At 60.9% G+C, this 16,342-nt stretch carries 13 protein-coding genes; 2 read left to right on the forward strand and 11 right to left on the reverse strand.

Going from position 1 to position 16,342, the window contains the following annotated elements; translation table 11 throughout:
- Window positions 1-13: 13 nt before the first annotated feature.
- Window positions 14-400: an antibiotic resistance protein VanZ gene (locus tag FY152_15290; GenBank protein ID UXS33538.1), complete on the reverse strand. Its 387-nt coding sequence runs from the start codon at window positions 398-400 to the stop codon at window positions 14-16.
- Window positions 401-644: 244 nt separating this feature from the next.
- Here FY152_15290 and FY152_15295 point away from each other — a divergent pair, with 244 nt between their 5' ends.
- Window positions 645-2,156, forward strand: a complete 1,512-nt coding sequence (locus tag FY152_15295) for an aldehyde dehydrogenase (NADP(+)) (protein UXS33539.1) — start codon at window positions 645-647, stop codon at window positions 2,154-2,156.
- 117 nt (window positions 2,157-2,273) lie between these two features.
- Here the strand turns inward: FY152_15295 and FY152_15300 are convergent, their stop codons facing one another.
- The 6 genes from FY152_15300 to FY152_15325 form a co-directional block, all read right to left on the reverse strand.
- Window positions 2,274-4,517: an EAL domain-containing protein gene (locus tag FY152_15300; GenBank protein ID UXS33540.1), complete on the reverse strand. Its 2,244-nt coding sequence runs from the start codon at window positions 4,515-4,517 to the stop codon at window positions 2,274-2,276.
- Between the two features lie 196 nt (window positions 4,518-4,713).
- Window positions 4,714-5,493, reverse strand: a complete 780-nt coding sequence (locus FY152_15305; protein UXS33541.1) for a MetQ/NlpA family ABC transporter substrate-binding protein — start codon at window positions 5,491-5,493, stop codon at window positions 4,714-4,716.
- 53 nt (window positions 5,494-5,546) lie between these two features.
- A complete protein-coding gene (locus FY152_15310; protein ID UXS33542.1) occupies window positions 5,547-6,215 on the reverse strand; it encodes an ABC transporter permease in 669 nt (222 codons plus the stop codon).
- Window positions 6,205-7,245 carry a methionine ABC transporter ATP-binding protein gene (locus tag FY152_15315; GenBank protein ID UXS35077.1) on the reverse strand — a complete coding sequence of 347 codons (1,041 nt, stop codon included), beginning with the start codon at window positions 7,243-7,245 and terminating at the stop codon, window positions 6,205-6,207. Before FY152_15315 ends, FY152_15310 begins: the two co-directional genes overlap by 11 nt.
- 384 nt (window positions 7,246-7,629) lie before the next feature.
- Complete coding sequence (locus tag FY152_15320) at window positions 7,630-8,259, reverse strand: NAD(P)H-dependent oxidoreductase (GenBank protein ID UXS33543.1); 630 nt, start codon at window positions 8,257-8,259, stop codon at window positions 7,630-7,632.
- 372 nt (window positions 8,260-8,631) lie between these two features.
- Window positions 8,632-10,011: a beta-glucosidase gene (locus tag FY152_15325; GenBank protein ID UXS33544.1), complete on the reverse strand. Its 1,380-nt coding sequence runs from the start codon at window positions 10,009-10,011 to the stop codon at window positions 8,632-8,634.
- Window positions 10,012-10,781: 770 nt separating this feature from the next.
- Here FY152_15325 and FY152_15330 point away from each other — a divergent pair.
- Window positions 10,782-11,717 (forward strand): IS110 family transposase, encoded by a 936-nt coding sequence (locus FY152_15330; protein ID UXS33545.1) that lies wholly within the window; start codon window positions 10,782-10,784, stop codon window positions 11,715-11,717.
- Window positions 11,718-11,899: 182 nt separating this feature from the next.
- Here FY152_15330 and FY152_15335 read toward each other — a convergent pair whose 3' ends face one another.
- The 4 genes from FY152_15335 to FY152_15350 all read right to left on the reverse strand — a co-directional run bounded on the left by FY152_15335 (window position 11,900) and on the right by FY152_15350 (window position 16,326).
- Window positions 11,900-12,853, reverse strand: coding sequence for an ABC transporter substrate-binding protein (locus tag FY152_15335; protein UXS33546.1), 954 nt, complete (start codon window positions 12,851-12,853; stop codon window positions 11,900-11,902).
- Window positions 12,854-12,943: 90 nt separating this feature from the next.
- Window positions 12,944-13,945, reverse strand: coding sequence for an ABC transporter permease (locus FY152_15340; GenBank protein UXS33547.1), 1,002 nt, complete (start codon window positions 13,943-13,945; stop codon window positions 12,944-12,946).
- Between the two features lie 38 nt (window positions 13,946-13,983).
- On the reverse strand, window positions 13,984-15,507 hold the full coding sequence (locus FY152_15345) for a sugar ABC transporter ATP-binding protein (protein UXS33548.1): 1,524 nt from the start codon (window positions 15,505-15,507) through the stop codon (window positions 13,984-13,986).
- A gap of 189 nt (window positions 15,508-15,696) precedes the next feature.
- A complete protein-coding gene (locus tag FY152_15350; GenBank protein ID UXS35078.1) occupies window positions 15,697-16,326 on the reverse strand; it encodes a TetR family transcriptional regulator in 630 nt (209 codons plus the stop codon).
- Window positions 16,327-16,342 lie beyond the last annotated feature (16 nt).

The following is a 16,342-nucleotide window of genomic DNA, read 5'->3' on the forward strand; positions in this document are numbered from 1 at the left end:
GCGTCCGTTTCCGTCATTCCGACCTTAAGCCGGACTGACGGATGAGAGAAGCTGCAGCCAACCGCGTCCTGAACTGAAGATAAGAAAAAGCGACAAGCCCGCCGGTGATAGCGCCGGCCGCTTTCACCACTGCATCCGTCAAATGCGGATGGCGCGTGGGGGACAGGAATTGCAGCGCCTCTATACCGAAAGCTGCCACAACACCGGCAACGATGACCACGAGCCAATAACGCGGATAGGCCAGCACGAAGGCGGCCGAACAGAAGGCGAAGGCGGCGGCGCGGTCTATGCCCACCGTCGTCAGCGTGTGTGGACGAAAGCCGATGGGGCAAACTGTAACGATCACGATCAGCAGAAAAACCGACCAGGCGACGTATTTCGGAAGTCTATTTGTCATCATGGCGTCACAATAGAGCGTGCGGCATGTAAACGGAAGCGCGTCTTTTTCACGCCTCGCCTGATTAATCACACTTTTTGGTCAGATAGTTGAAAAACCGGCTTTCGCTCAGCCCGCACACGGGCTAAGGCAGAGGGCAACCGGGCGCGGATCGCGGCTGATGGCGTTTGCGCTGTCGCCTTTCGGTGCAATGTCACGGTGTCGGGTGGATTGTCCACACAGGATCAGATTTTCAGGGAAGAGCACAATGAGTTTCAAGCCGCATGGCAAACATCTGGTTGCAGGAGAATGGGTCGCAACGGAAGCAAAATTCCGCAGCGAGCCTGCACATGGCGAAGCTTTCGATTTTTCGGTCGGCACCGTCGATCTGGTGAATGCGGCCTGTGAAGCAGCCGAAGACGCCTTCTGGAGCTATGGCTATACCACCCGCGAAGAGCGCGCCGCGTTCCTCGACACCATTGCCGACGAGATCGAAGCTCGCGCCGACGCCATCACCGAAATCGGCTCCTCCGAAACCGGCCTGCCCGCAGGACGCCTGCAGGGTGAACGCGGCCGCACCGTTGGCCAGCTGCGCCTTTTCGCCTCGCATATCCGCAAGGGCGACTATCTCGACCGCCGCCACGACGAGGCGCTGCCGGACCGCCAGCCGCTGCCGCGCCCGGATATCCGCCTGATGCAGCGTCCGATCGGCCCCGTTGCGGTCTTCGGCGCCTCCAACTTCCCGCTCGCCTTCTCGACAGCCGGTGGTGACACCGCCGCCGCTCTGGCAGCCGGCTGCCCCGTCGTCGTCAAGGGCCATTCCGCCCATCCCGGCACCGGCGAAATCGTCGCCGAAGCGGTTCTCGCCGCCGTCAAGAAGCACAATCTGCATCCCGGCGTCTTCTCGCTGATCCAGGGCGGCCGCCGCGATGTCGGCTCCGCGCTCGTGCAGCATCCGCGCATCAAGGCGGTCGGTTTTACCGGCTCGCTCGCCGGCGGCCGCGCGCTGTTCGATCTCTGCGCCCAGCGCCCCGAGCCCATCCCCTTCTTCGGCGAACTCGGTTCCGTCAACCCCATGTTCCTGCTGCCGGAAGCCGTTGCCGCCCGTGGCGAGGCCATCGCCAAGGGCTGGGCGGGTTCGCTCACCATGGGTGCGGGCCAGTTCTGCACCAATCCCGGCATTGCCGTCATTCTCGCCTCGCAGGCGGATGCTGTCGCGGAAACCGCGCGTGCTGCTCTTTCCGAAGTCGGCCCGCAGGTCATGCTGACGGACGGTATCGCTTCTGCCTATCGTGACGGCCGCGACCGTATCGCCGCCGGCAATGGCGTGCGCGACGTGCTGACCACCACCTGCGATCTGCGTAACGCAACGCCTTACCTGTTCCGCGTTGCGGGCAAGGACTGGGTGGCGAACCACGCACTCGCCGAAGAGGTCTTCGGACCGCTCGGCCTGATCGTGACGGTCGACAGTGCAGACGAAATGCTGGAAGTGGCCAAGAGCTTCGAAGGCCAGCTGACCGCCACCCTGCATCTGGATGCCGGCGACGCCGAGCTCGGCCGCAAGCTGCTGCCGATCCTGGAGCGCAAGGCCGGCCGCGTTCTCGCCAACGGTTTCCCGACCGGCGTGGAAGTCTCCGAGGCCATGGTTCATGGCGGCCCCTACCCGGCGTCGACCAACTTCGGCGCAACCTCGGTCGGCACCATGTCGATCCGCCGCTTCATGCGCCCGGTTTCCTACCAGAACATCCCTTCGGACGTTCTGCCTGAGGACATCCGCTAATCACCGACAGGGCAGGCGCGGCAACGCGCCTGCCTTCGCGGCCGGCAATTTTCCGGCACATTCCTCGGTCTTCCGCGAGCGATACCCGTATTGGGGATTGATAACCGTCGGAGGCGCTCAGGCCCCGGCCCGAAGCGCGAAGAGCGGTGCAGTCTGCTCGTCCAGCATGGCCGTAATCACCTCGGCAGCGACAGGTTTTGAGAACAGGTAACCCTGCAATTCGTCACAGCCGCACAGATGCAGGATGGCCGCCTGCTCTTCCGTCTCGACACCCTCCGCCGTGACCGGAATATCGAGCGATTTCGCCAGCGCCACCGTCGCCTGCAGCATTTCCAGCGAACGCCCGCCCTTATCGAGGGCCATGATCAGCGACCGGTCGATCTTCATCCGGTCGAAACCGAAGCGGCGCAGATATCCCACACTTGCGAAACCGGCCCCGAAATCATCGAGCGCTATATGCAGGCCAAGCTGTTTCAGCTTGTCGATCGCGGCACTTGCCCGTTCCGGATGCTGGATGAAATACCCTTCCGTCATCTCCAGCCGCAACCTCTCGGTCGGCGTCTGGGTGGCCGCGAGAATATCCGCCACGTGACGGGAGAAGGCAGGATTGCGGAACTGTACGGGTGAGATATTCACCGAAAGCTTGATCGAGGGCCATTGTGCAGCCGTCTCGCAGGCCTTGTGCAGGACAACAAGGCCGAGCCGGTCGATAAGGCCGCTCGTCTCGGCGGCGGCGATGAAGATATCCGGCGGTACGAAGCCGTATCCCGGCCTCTGCCAGCGGGCAAGGGCCTCAACCCCGGTGATGCAGCGCGTGGCGGCGCTGACGACCGGCTGGTAGACCACCGTTATTTCGTCATTCAGAATGGCGTGGCGCAGATCCGCCTCAAGCTGCAGCTTTTCCTCGCGCAGCGCATCCATTTTCAGCTCGTAGGAAACGTAACGGCCGCGGCCGTTTTCCTTGGCCTGATACATGGCCATGTCGGCGCGACGCAGCAGTTCTTCGCCATTGATATCGCCAGACCTGGAAACCGAGGTGCCGATGCTGCAACCGATGCTCGCCACCCGCTCCCCGATGCTGAAGGGCTCGGTGAAAAGTTCCAGCAGCGCCTGACAGAGCTTGCGGCCTTCCGACCAGACGTCATTGCCCTGAATGGCGATGGCGAATTCGTCGCCGCCAAGCCGCGCCAACACGGCGCCTTCCGGCATCAGCACCCTGAGCGCGGCCGCCACGCCCTTGATCAGCCTGTCGCCCGCGGCGTGGCCGTAGGAATCGTTGATCTCCTTGAAACCATCGAGATCAAGATAGAGCAGCTTGATATCCGTCTTGTCATGGCGGGCCTTGCCGACCATGCGGTTCAGCTTGGCAAACAGGCCAGCGCGGTTATTGAGCCCGCTCAGGCGATCACGCAGGGCCTCCTCCCTTGCCGCCGCCTCATCGGCCTTCAGCCGGTCAAGTGTGGCCGAACCGATGATGAGAAGGACAAGAAAGAAGGTGCCGGCAATGCCGAGCGCGGTGAAGACGACCGGCCGCGCATCGTGAAAACTGACGTCTCCCGGCAGATGCGAGCGCCAGGTGAGCCGCGCAAGCACATCGCCCAGAGGGTTGACGATGTCCACGTGGTTTTCGGCAGGCCCATCGCCATATTGCAGCTCCAGCCCGTCAATGACGTAGTTGCGGGCAAGCTTGTCCACGGTCGCCTGCCTGAGATGACGGGCGAAGATCAGATAGCGCCGCTCGGCCCCGACCGGCGGCAATGCGCCGGATTTGAGCCGCACCAGCGCCACGCCCGCGGCGGCGATGCCATCGCTGGTTTTCACGAAACCGGTAACCTGAGAGGTGATATCCGCGCGCATGGACTGCACGCGCTCGATCATTTCCTTCAGGCCCCTTGCGAAATAGACATCCGGCGTCCACGAAACCGGCTTGCCGTTCTGATAGGCCATGCGGACCTTGCGGTCTTCATCAAGAACGACGGCGGTATCGAAAAGATCGTTGTTGACCGTCATGTCGCCATAATTACTGGCCACCCAGTCGAAGCGGTCAGGGGCATACACATATTCCGCCGCGTCGTCCCAGGCGGCATAGTCGTTCAGGGTCGCACCGAGCTGCTCGCGGAAGGTGACAAGCGCGCCCGCCGTCGTCTCGCGCGAACGGGCGTTGTCGAGCAAATTCGCCTTTTCCCTGACCTGGCTCAAGGCGGACAGGACGAGCGCGGTGACGATGAGAAGCACGAGCGCGAATGTGGACAATACGACGCCCACGGCCGTTCTACGCCCGACCGGCAGGTATTCCCCAATGTTTCGCGGCGCAATCCGCATAAAATCCCCTTCGAAAGCATCATCTTGCGAAGGAAACATTCAGAAGCCGTTAAACCGGATTGTGACGCAGCCCCAAAAAACAACGGGTATAAAACGACAGTCAGGGTAAAAACCTGAAAAATCCTTCCCCGAAATCATGGGGGGTTTTCAGAAAACGTGGTTGCACGCGGGCCCAAAAACAAAAAACCTCCCCCGTAACCGGGAGAGGTCGTCATTTTTGCCGTAACCGACAGGATTACCAGGACGGAATGACCGTGCCGTTATACTTCTCCAGAATGAAGGCTTTCACTTCCGGGCTGTGGTAGGATTCCACCAGCGTCTTCACCCAGGGCTTGTCCTTGTCCTGCGCACGAACGGCGATGATGTTGGCGTAAGGGGACTTTTCGCTTTCGATGGCGATGGCGTCCTTCTTCGGGTTCAGGCCGGCAGCCGTCGCATAGTTGGTGTTGATGACCGAAGCATCGGTGTCGTCAAGCGAGCGCGGCAGCTGGGCAGCATCAAGCTCGACGATCTGGATGTTCTTCGGGTTTTCGGTGATATCGGCAGGCGTTACCTTCAGGCCGGCTTCTTCCTTGACCTTGATCACGCCCTTGGAAGCGAGAACCAGCAGCGCGCGGCCGCCATTGGTCGGGTCGTTCGGAATGCCGACGGTCGCGCCGTCCTTCAGCTCGTCGAGATTCTTCACCTTCTTCGAATAAACGCCCATCGGGGTGGTGATGGTGGTACCGACGCTGACGAGATCGAACTTGCGGTCGGCGATCTGGTTGTCGAGATAAGGCTGGTGCTGGAAGGAGTTGGCCTGAAGTTCGCCATCGTTCAGCGCCTGGTTCGGCACGACATAATCGGAGAATTCGACGATGTCGATGTCCAGACCCTTGGTCGCCGCGATCTTCTTGACCTGCTCCATGATCTGCGCGTGCTCGGCGGGGGTTACGCCGATCTTGATGGTCTCGGCCAGCGCCTGACCGGCGGTGAAGAGAGCGGCGAGCGAAGCCGCGAGGATGATTTTCTTCATGGGTGTCTCCTTGGGTTTGTTATTCTTGGGATTGTTGTTCTTGAACGGCTTTATCAGTTTTTGCGGGTCCGCTTGTCGAAGCTGCGGGCAAGACGGTCACCGGCGCTCTGCACCAGCTGTACCAGCACGATGAGCACCAGAACCACGGCCAGCATCACGTCAGGCATGAAACGCTGGTAACCGTAGCGAATGCCGAGGTCTCCCAGCCCGCCGCCACCGACAGCGCCGACCATCGCCGAATAACCGATGAGGCTGACGAGGGTGAGTGTCAGCGCCAGCGTGATGCCGGGCTTGGCTTCGGCCAGCAGCACTTTCGTGACGATCTGCAACGGTGTCGCGCCCATGGCGCGGGCGGCCTCAATCAGGCCCTTGTCCACCTCGCGGATCGCCGCCTCCACCAGCCTTGCAATGAAAGGCACGGTGGCGACCGTGAGCGGCACGATGGCGGCGCTGGTGCCGATGGAGGTGCCGGCCACGAGACGGGTGAAAGGAATGATCGCCACCACCAGAATGATGAAGGGCGTGGAGCGCGCCGCGTTGACGACGAGGCCGAGAATGCGGTTCGTCATCGGCGCGGGGAACAGTTCACCCTTGCCGCTGGTGGCGAGGAAAACGCCCATCGGCACACCGATGATCGAGCCGACGATGCCGGCGACCGCGACCATGTGCAGCGTTTGCAGAAGGCCCTTCAAGAGAAGGTTGAAAATCATATCAGGCGACATAACCGAGCACCTCCGTGTGAAGACCGGTCTCAGTATAAAAGCGGCTGGCGCGGGCGGTGATTTCCGCTGTGGCCGGATAGGAGACAACCAGCGAGCCGAAGGGTTCGCCGGAAATTTCCTCGATGGTGCCGGCAAGGATGTTCACATCAGGGCCGATCTCGGCCACAAGCCGGGCGGTCAGCGGCTGGAAAGCCGTTTCGCCGAAGAACACCAGCCGCACGAGAACGCGGTCGCCTTCCGCAGCTTCCGGCTTTAAGCCCGAAGTCACCCAATGCGGCAGCTTCACGCCGACCGACGACGACAGCAGGCTGCGGGTCGTCTCGTGTTTCGGTGCGGTGAAGATGTCGAAGGTACGGCCTTGCTCGACGATCAGGCCCCTGTCGATGACAGCCACCTGCGAGGCAATGGTCTTCACCACCTCCATCTCATGGGTGATGAGCAGCACGGTGAGCCCCAGTTCGGCATTGATGCGCTTCAGAAGCTCGAGGATGGACTGGGTCGTCTCCGGGTCGAGCGCCGACGTCGCCTCGTCGGACAGGAGCAGCTTGGGTTGCGTGGCAAGCGCGCGGGCGATGCCGACACGCTGCTTCTGGCCACCGGAAAGTTCCGCCGGATAACGCTTCGCCTTGTCGGAAAGGCCGACCAGATCGAGCAGCGGCGCAACCCTGGTTTCGATCTCCTTCTTGCCGAGACCGGCGATTTCGAGCGGCAGCGCCACATTGTCGAAAGCGGTGCGCGACGACAGGAGATTGAAATGCTGGAAAATCATGCCGACGGAACGGCGCAGCGTCCGCAGGCTCTTCTCATCAAGGGCTGCAACATCGACGCCGTCGACGATGACGCGGCCGGAGGAGGGTTTTTCAAGACCGTTGGCAAGGCGGATGAGGGTTGATTTGCCCGCACCGGAACGGCCGATGATGCCGGTGATGGAGCCCTTCGGCACAAGATAGTCGATGCCGGCAAGGGCTGCGAAGCCCGGCTTGCCATCGGCGCCGCCAAATGTCTTGGTCACGCCTTCGAACGCGACCATCGGGTCCTTGACCGCCAGTTCTGAAACCGCCTTCGGCGGGGTCGCGGGCGATGCCGCGCTGGATTGAAAACTCATTGAAAACTCTGGGAAAACGCGTGACGGATCGGGTCTCAAAAAATCCTGTTGCGGCAGACAGCCGCTCTCTTCATGCGGCCGGATGGCACATTCGATGACAGCTGATTTTCCGGGTGACTGTCCGGGTCATTTCGTCAGGCTTTCACTCAAGAGATGCCGGGGATCGGCATTTCGATGGCGCATACTTGCCCGCAGGCGCCATCTTTTAACAGGGATGATTTTTCAATTATCTGAAATCAGAGGAAAAATCTACCGCAAAGCCGTCATTGCGGCCTTGCGGCGGTCAAGACTTTGCGAGTGCCCTGGAAATCAGACGCGGCTCGCAAATTCCTCGATCGGGCGGCGCACCTTCTTCAGGTTCACCAGCCAGTCGCCTTCCGACTGGCGATATCCGAGCGGCAGGATGGTGACGGAGCGCAGGCCCTTTGCACGAAGACCGAGGATTTCATCCAGCTTTGCCGGATCGAAACCTTCCATCGGGGTGGAATCGACACCCTCGAAAGCGGCCTGCGCCACCGCCATGCCGAAACCAATATAGGCCTGGCGGGCGGCATGTTCGAAATTCACCTGTTCGTCACGCTGCGGATAGGAAGAGAGCAGCATCTGGCGATAGGATTCCCATCCCTCATTCCGGATACCGCGTTCCTCATTGACCAGATCGAACATGTGGTTGATGCGCTCTTCGGTGTAATTATCCCACGCCGCAAACACCAGAAGATGCGAACCCTCGGTAACCTGCGCCTGGTTCCAGGCGATCTCGCGGATCTTTGCGCGCACTTCCGGATCGGTGACGACGATCACTTCGAACGGCTGCAGACCGCTGGACGTGGGCGCAAGCCGCGCCGCCTCGACGATGCGCTCGACCTTGTCTTCCGCAACAGTCTTGGAAGGGTCCATTTTCTTGGTGGCGTAACGCCAGTTGAGTTTTTCGATAAGCATGTTCGTTTTCCCTGGGAGGACCAACCCGCCCTGCCCCTTGGATGCCAGAACGGGTGCTACGCCTTCGTAGCCCGTCTGACATAGGAGGCCGGATGACGGACGCAAGCAGGCACTGCGGGGTAACCAAGGAAAAAATCAGCAAAACTGATAATAAGGCCTCAGAACTTTATCCGGGACAGCGATAGTGTACTCTCCTGGTAGGAATGCGGCAGGTAAAGTTCACACACGAGCCAGCCTCTCTCCACCCTCATTCCTGTGCTTGTCACAGGAATCCAGTCGACACGCGTCTGAGTGGCGGAAAGGCTCCCCTCAGCCCAAAGACTTGGGCTGGCTGGATCCCTGTGACAAGCACAGGGAATGAGGGAGAAAGCCTCACCCCTTCGCCAAACCGTGATTGCCCTTGGGGAAATTAGACGCCAAGGCGCTGTACCATTTGCCGCTGTTCTTCAGCGTCCGCACCTGCGTATCATAATCCACATGCACGAGGCCGAAGCGCATGCGATATCCCTCGGCCCATTCGAAATTATCCATCAGGCTCCAGGCGAAATAACCGCGCATCGGGTAGCCGTCCTTCACCAGATCGGCGACGATACCAAGGTGTTCGGCATAATAATCCAGCCGCGGCTGGTCATCCACCACGCCATTTTCGATACCCATATTATAGCAGGCGCCGTTTTCGGTGATGTAGCAATCCGGCAGCTCATAGCGCTTGTAGAGGTCTTCCACCAGCGACTTGAGCGCCGGGGCATAGACCTCCCATCCGATATCGGTCTTCACGTCGCTGATAGCCGGGGCCGGTGTGGTGGCAGGGAATTCCGCACCTTCGGTAGCGTCGTCGGCGACGCGCATCGGCGTATAATAATTCAGGCCCCACCAGTCGAGCTTCTGGCTGATGATGGAAAGGTCTTCCGCCTCCACCACCGGCATGCGGCCACCCAGCGCTTCCATCATCTCGGCCGGATATTCACCCTTGAAGACCGGATCGAAGAAGGCGCCATTGTGGAACTGGAATGCCCGCTCAGCGGCCTTGAGATCGGCGTCGCTGTTGGAGGCGGGAATGACGGAATGGGCGTTGAGCACCAGCCCTACAGGCACTTTCGGCGCCACATGGCGGGAGGCTTCCACGCCGAAACCATGGGCGAGATTGATGTGATGCATGGCGGCAAGGGCGGCCTCCATGTTGCGCTCGCCCGGCGCGTGAATGCCGTAGAGATGGCTAAGCCAGACCGCGCACCAGGGCTCGTTGAAGGTCGCCACCGCATCCAGCCGGTCGCCGAGCCTTGCCATGACCGTCTTGGCGTAACGCTGAAAGGCATGGGCGGTGGAACGCGCGGCCCAGCCGCCATCACCCATCAGCGTCAGCGGCAGGTCCCAATGGTAAAGTGTCGCATAGGTCTTGATACCGCGCGCCTTGCAGCCATCGACGAGGCGGTCGTAAAAATCCAGCCCCTTTTCGTTGATCGGGCCGAAGCCGTCAGGGATGATGCGCGGCCAGGCGATGGAAAAACGATAGGCCTCGACGCCCATGTCCTTGATGAGATCGAGATCCTGCTCCCAGCGATTATAGTGATCGCAGGCTATATCGCCATTGTGACGCTCGAAGACGTGACCCGGCATGTTGCAGAAGGCATCCCATATGGAAGGTTTGCGGCCATCTGCCCTGGTCGAGCCTTCGACCTGAAAGGAGGCGGTTGCGACTCCGAACAGGAAATCACCGGGGAAACGGGCTGCTAGCGCTTTGGGATCGGTCATCGGAGAGGCCCTTTCATCATCCATCGAGCGGGAAAAGATCAGCAGCGGTTTAGACCATGTGGGGAAATAGGTACAGAAGCGAATGAGTAAAATCTGCAACGTTTCAGCAGCGCGTCGCCGTCAATCCAAAGCGCTTTAGATGCACGGGCGCCACAACGGCGCTGCCGTGGCGGCAGAAGGGAATGGCCCGGCAAATGCGGGTGTAAGTCAGTGTGGTGAAAGTCGTGCAATTGCCGGGCCGTATCTTTGGACCGTCGCAGGTCCGTTGGTTTCAGCCTTTTCACGGCACCTACCGGTTCAGCCCCTCCCGCCTCTGGCCCGGCGGGATGCCTTTCCGGAACATGGTCTGCCAGAACCATGCTTGTCGATGCCGGCCGCCGGTCCGCAAAAGGCGCCGCGCGTATCGCCCTTCCATTCCGGTTGCAGGGGAATGATGCGACGGAATGGGTGGGTGGGAATGGAAGGGGAGATATTTTGCGGTAAGTGACTGGAGAGGAAAGATGTGCGGAGCGAGACTGTCCGCGCCTGACAGAGATGACGCTCAACTTGACCCGCAACCTCGACGTCATCCTCGGGCTTGTGTGGACGATTTGTGGTTTACTGGATGCATCAGCCGGGCAGCGCAAGCCCGGCTGATGCAGGCAGGCGGCCGTTTTTTCGGGCTGGTTTAAACAGCCGAGGTCAAGCAAGGCCCTGCCTGCTCCCTTTGACCCCGAACGGTTGATCGGGCTTTTGCCCGCACCACAAGCCTGGGAGCAAGGCCATGATACATGATATCGCCGTCGTCGGCATCGACGTTTCCAAGCAGTACTTCGACATCCATATCCCATCCCGCCGGTAAAAGCTTTCGTTGCGGCTCGTCACCGGACGAGATCACGCAGCTGGCCCGGCGCCTTAGGGGACTGGGGCCGGTCGCCGTCGGTCTCGAAGCCTCGGGCGGTTATGAAAGCAGGCTGGCCGATGGTCTTCATGCCGAAGGCCTTGAGGTTTATGTCGTGGCGCCTGCCCGCGTGCGCAGCTTTGCCCGCGCCATCGGCCAGCTGGCCAAGACCGACCGCATCGATGCGGCCATGATCGCCCGTTATCTGATGGCGGTATGGCGTGACCTCACACCCTACGCGCCTGATCCGGCTTGCCGCAGGCTGCATGCGATCAGCACCCACCGCCGGCGCCTGCTGGCCGAAAGGAGCGGGCTGGTCAGCCAACTCGACACCATCGACGAACCGCTGGTGCGCGACCTGATCGGGGAGCGCCTGCGGACCATCGCTCAGGATATCGCCACATTGGATGCGGCAATCGGTGATGTGCTGGCGCAGACGCCGCGGCTGCGCAAAAGCCATGCCCGCCTTCGCCAGGTCACCGGCGTCGGGCCGGTCCTGGCAACGGCACTGCTCGCCGACATGCCGGAACTGGGCAAAGTCTCCGCAAAGGTCGCCGCCGCCCTTGTCGGTGTCGCGCCCTATGCGCGCCAGTCGGGCGCATCGGACCGAAACGGGCGATGTGTTGGCGGCAGAAAGCATCTGCGCGACATCGCCTATATGGCCGTCCTCAGCGCCATCAAGGTCAGGGACCCTGTCCTCGGCGCCTTCTATCAAAGGCTCAGAACCCGCGGTAAGCCCTTCAAACTCGCCATGATCGCAACCGTGCGGAAACTCATCACCATCCTCAACGCTATCGCTCGATCAGACACCGCTTTCGCACAATAGGTCCACGGTTGCTTGACCCGAGGATCCACGACCAAGCCGCTTGTGGATCCTCGCCTCAAGGGCGAGGATGACGTCGCGTGTGAGGAAATGTTTGCTGCATTCCCTCTTCGCGTGTTGAAAAAAAGGGTTCCGCCCGCCACTACGCCCGCCTTCCAGCGGGCGTCGCGTGGCCGGACCCCTTATCAGAACGGCGAATCCGGGAAGTAGAACTGCTTGGCATTGTCCTTGGTGATCAGCGTCGCGTCGAGAATATACTCACCCGCAACCGGCACCTGATCGTAGAAATGCCCGGCCGTCAGCTGCATGGCGGTCGCCACCATCGCCGGCGGGTAGAGCACGTCGACCGGCACCAGCTTGTCGCCGTCCATGACCTTCTTGATCATGTCCTTGGAACCGGCGCCCGCAACGATATACTGGATATCGGTGCGTTTCGCCTGCTGGATCGCCTCCAGAACGCCAATCGCCATGTCGTCATCCTGACACCAGACCACATCGATCTTCTTGTATTTGGTCAGATAGTCCTGCATCACGCGGAAGGCGTCGTCGCGGTTCCAGTTGCCGTATTGACGGTCGAGAACCTTGACGCCCGAGCCGGCGATACCCTTGTCGAACCCGTCCTGACGCTGCTGGTCGATCGGGATAGGCAGACCGCGAATGACCACAACTTCAGCATTCGGCGTGGTTTTCTTGATGTATTCACCCGCCACCTGGCCAAGCGCCGGGTTGTTGCCGGCAACATAGAGATCGCGGATCGAATTGTCGTTGACGCTCGGCGCGCGGTCGACCAGCGCGACGAAGGTGCCCTTGTCCTTGATCTCCTTGATGGCATTGACCAGCGGATCGGGATCGGATGGCAGCACGACCAGCGCATCCAGCCCCTGCACGGCAAGGTCCTGAAGCGCGTTTGCCTGGTTGGCGGCATCCGGCGAGGTCTTGACGATGACGTTCAGACCCGGATGTTCCTGCATCAGAAGTTTCGCCACCCGCTCGGCATGGTAGACGACACCGGCCGTCCAGCCGTGGTCGGCCGCCGGAATGGACACGCCAATGGTGACCTTCTTGTCCTGCGCATGCGCTGAACCCGCAAGCACCGTGGCCAGCGCGGCAAAGGCCACGCCGATGAATTTACTACGCATAGTCTCTTTCCTCCCAAGACCGGGGCGTTCCTCCTCTTACAACCGCGCCTGCCCCACATAACGCGGCCAAATTCCCCATCGCTCGCCCTGCTATCTGCGGCTGAGCGAACGCTGCACCAGCATGGCGATGATGATGATCGCACCCTGAATGGCGCCGATCAGATATTCGCTGACGAAGTTCGACAGGATCATGATGTTGCCGACGATCTCCAGAATGAAGGCGCCGCAGATCGTGCCCCAGATGCGCCCCACCCCGCCGCGCAGCGCGGTGCCGCCGACAACGACGGCGGTGATGGCCTGCAATTCCCACAACATGCCTGTCGTGGCTGAGGTGGAAGCGAGGCGCGGCACGTAAAGCAGCACGGCTACGGCGACACAAAGCCCCTGCACGACATAAGCGATGGTGCGGACCCGCGCGACCGAAATGCCGGAATATCGTGCGACATCCTCGCTGGAACCCACGGCTGTCAGATGCCGCCCGTAACGGGTACGGTAAAGCACGAAGGCGGCGATGGCGGCCGTGACGAAGATGACGATAACAGGCACCGGCACGCCGAAGACGTTGCCGAAATAGACCGGACGATAAAGCGTCTGGATTTCCGGGTTGCGCAGCGTGATGGCACCGCCCTGCGACAGCCAGGTGGTCAGCCCGCGATAGATGCCCATGGTGCCGAGCGTGGCGATGAAAGGTTCGATACGGCCGATGGTCGTAATGAGACCATTGGCCAGCCCACAGGCCGCACCGATGGCGACAGCCAGCGCCATGGCGGCGAGCAGCATCAACAGCGGACTGGCGATGACACCGCTGTTCATGAACAGGATCATCAGGCTGGCGACGAAAGCGACCATCGCACCGACGGAAAGATCAAGCCCGCCGGATGTAATGACATAGGTGGCGCCGAGCGCGATGATAGCGATGAAGGCGCTGCGGGTAACGACATTCAGCAGATTGTCGATGCCGATGAAATTGGGATTGGCGATGGTGCCGAGAACCAGAAGCAGGGCCAGCGCCACAAAAGGCGCCACGGCGCGCAGATCCCAGTCCTTCGAGGTCTTCGGCGTCTTGCCGTTATCAAGTGCGGCCTCAGTCATGTTTCCCCTCAGTATTTTTCCCCTTGCGCATGATCACCTCAGGCAACCTCCTGCGTGTGAACGCCCGTCGCCAGCGCCACGATGTCGTTTTCGGTCATGCGCTCCCCGGTCACCTCGCCGACGATCCGACCCGAACGCATCACCAGAATGCGGTCGCAAATGCCGATCAGCTCCGGCATTTCCGAGGAGACGACGATGACCGAGCGCCCTTCATCCGCAAGCCCGGCGATGAAACGGTAAATCTGCTCCTTGGTGCCGATGTCGATACCCCGCGTCGGCTCGTCGATGATGACGATGGACGGATCAAGCAGCATCATCTTGGCAAGCAGCAGCTTCTGCTGGTTGCCGCCGGAAAGCTGGCCCGCCAGCAGATCCTTGCGGCCGGTGCGGATATCGAAATCTTGGATCGCTCCGTCGAGCGCCGCCGTCTCGCGGCGCGTATCGATCTGGAACAGCCGGCTGAATTTCTTGAGCGAGGCCAGCGTGAGATTGACCCGCAGATCCTTGGTCAGCAGCAATCCCTTGCCCTTGCGGTCCTCGCTCAGGTAAACAATACCGGCCTTCAGGCTGTCTTCCGCCTTGGCGAAATGCACGGGTTTGCCGAGATGGCGGATCGTCCCGCGCCCCGGCCGCAGGCCAAGAACGCCCTCCATAAGCTCCGTTCTGCCTGCCCCAACAAGACCCGCAAAACCGAGAATCTCGCCTTTACGAAGGCTGAAACCGGCATCCTGTGCGTAGCCTGGAACGGTAAAATGCTCCACCTGCAAAACCGGCTCGTGTTCGCCACCGGCGTGGCGGTCCGGATAGAGCTTCGCCACATCGCGCCCCACCATCAGCCGCGCCATGTCCGCCGGCTCGAGGGCCGATATCGGATGGGAGGCAACCAGCCTGCCATCGCGCAGCACCGTCACCCGGTCGGCGATTTCCTTCACCTCCGGCAAGCGGTGCGAAATATAAAGTACCGCCACGCCCTTCGCCCTGATGTCGCGGATGACGTTCAGCAGGGCATCGGTTTCAATGGGGGTAAGGCTCGCGGTCGGCTCGTCGAAAATTACTACGCGATGCGGCACCAGCAGCACACGGGCGATCTGCACCAACTGCCGCTGGGCAATCGACAGGCTGCCGACGATGGCGTCCGGATCGATCGTGCCGCCAAGATCGCCGATTGCCTTGCGGGCGCCCTCGCGCATGGCGCGGTCGTCCACCATCGGACCTTTGCGCAATTCGCGCCCGAGATAGATGTTCTGCGCCACCGTCAGATCCGGTGCCAGCAATATTTCCTGATGCACGAGAACGATGCCGCGATGTTCGGCATCCACCGGGCCGCTCAGCGTAACGGCCTCGCCGTCAATCTGGATTTCGCCGCCCGACGGCTTCTCATTGCCGGCAAGCAGCTTCATCAGCGTGGACTTGCCAGCGCCGTTCTCGCCAATGATGGCGTGAACCTCGCCGGCACGCACCGCGATCTCAATATCCTTGAGAACCTGCACCGGACCAAAAGACTTCGACAGCCCGACCGTCCGGATAAGGGCCGGGTCTGGAGACGCTTCAGCAAAAGCCATGTGCCGTCACCGATATCCGGCGCGAACGGACGGCGCTTGCCCCTTAATTTTATTTGAAATGACCATCTGCGAACTCCTCCCAAAGCTCGAGGAAGAAGCTAGCGTCCGTTTTGAGGTACGTAAAGCAAATTTCGCTGGTCTTTTAGAATACACTTAAATTTGACTGCGCCAGCGGGTCCGAAAATCCGGTCATAACGCCGGAAAACGCTGAAAACCCTTCATCAGACGATGCACGGCCTCGGCGCCCTCCTTGGCAAGATCGAAACGCTTGCCGAAAAGCAGCCAGTCGGAACACATGCCCTTTATCAGCCAGTAGATCGCATCGAGTGCCGATTCCGCCGTCCAGTTGTCATTGAAGGCGCCTTCGGCCTCCGCACGCTCGAAAACCGCCTCGAGGCGCTCTTTCTGGGAACGGTCCAATTCCTCCTGCGCGTGCAGAACCGGTGCGAACTCATCGGAATAGTTGGTGCGCAGGCTGATGGTCATGATGCGCTGGCGCTGTTCGTCTCCCGCCAGCAGGGCCAGCCACTTGCAAGCGGCTTCCTCGATTTTGGCGAGAAGCGCCAGGCCTTTCAGATCGGGATCGTCGAAATCGAGCAGATCCGATTCGGGCAAGGCGACCGATTCATAAAGCCCGATGAAAAGGTCGCTCTTGCTGGAAAAATGCCAGTATATCGCACCACGCGTCACACCGGCGGCGGCCGCCACCTCATCCAGGGAGCTGTTGGCCACGCCCTTCTTGAAAAACACCCGCTCGGCAGCGGCAAGAATCGCCTGCCGGGTCTCTTCTGCCTCGGCCTTGGTACGGCGCATGCTGATGTCTCCTTCCAATCAT

Source organism: Agrobacterium tumefaciens (assembly GCA_025560025.1).
GTDB lineage: Bacteria > Pseudomonadota > Alphaproteobacteria > Rhizobiales > Rhizobiaceae > Agrobacterium.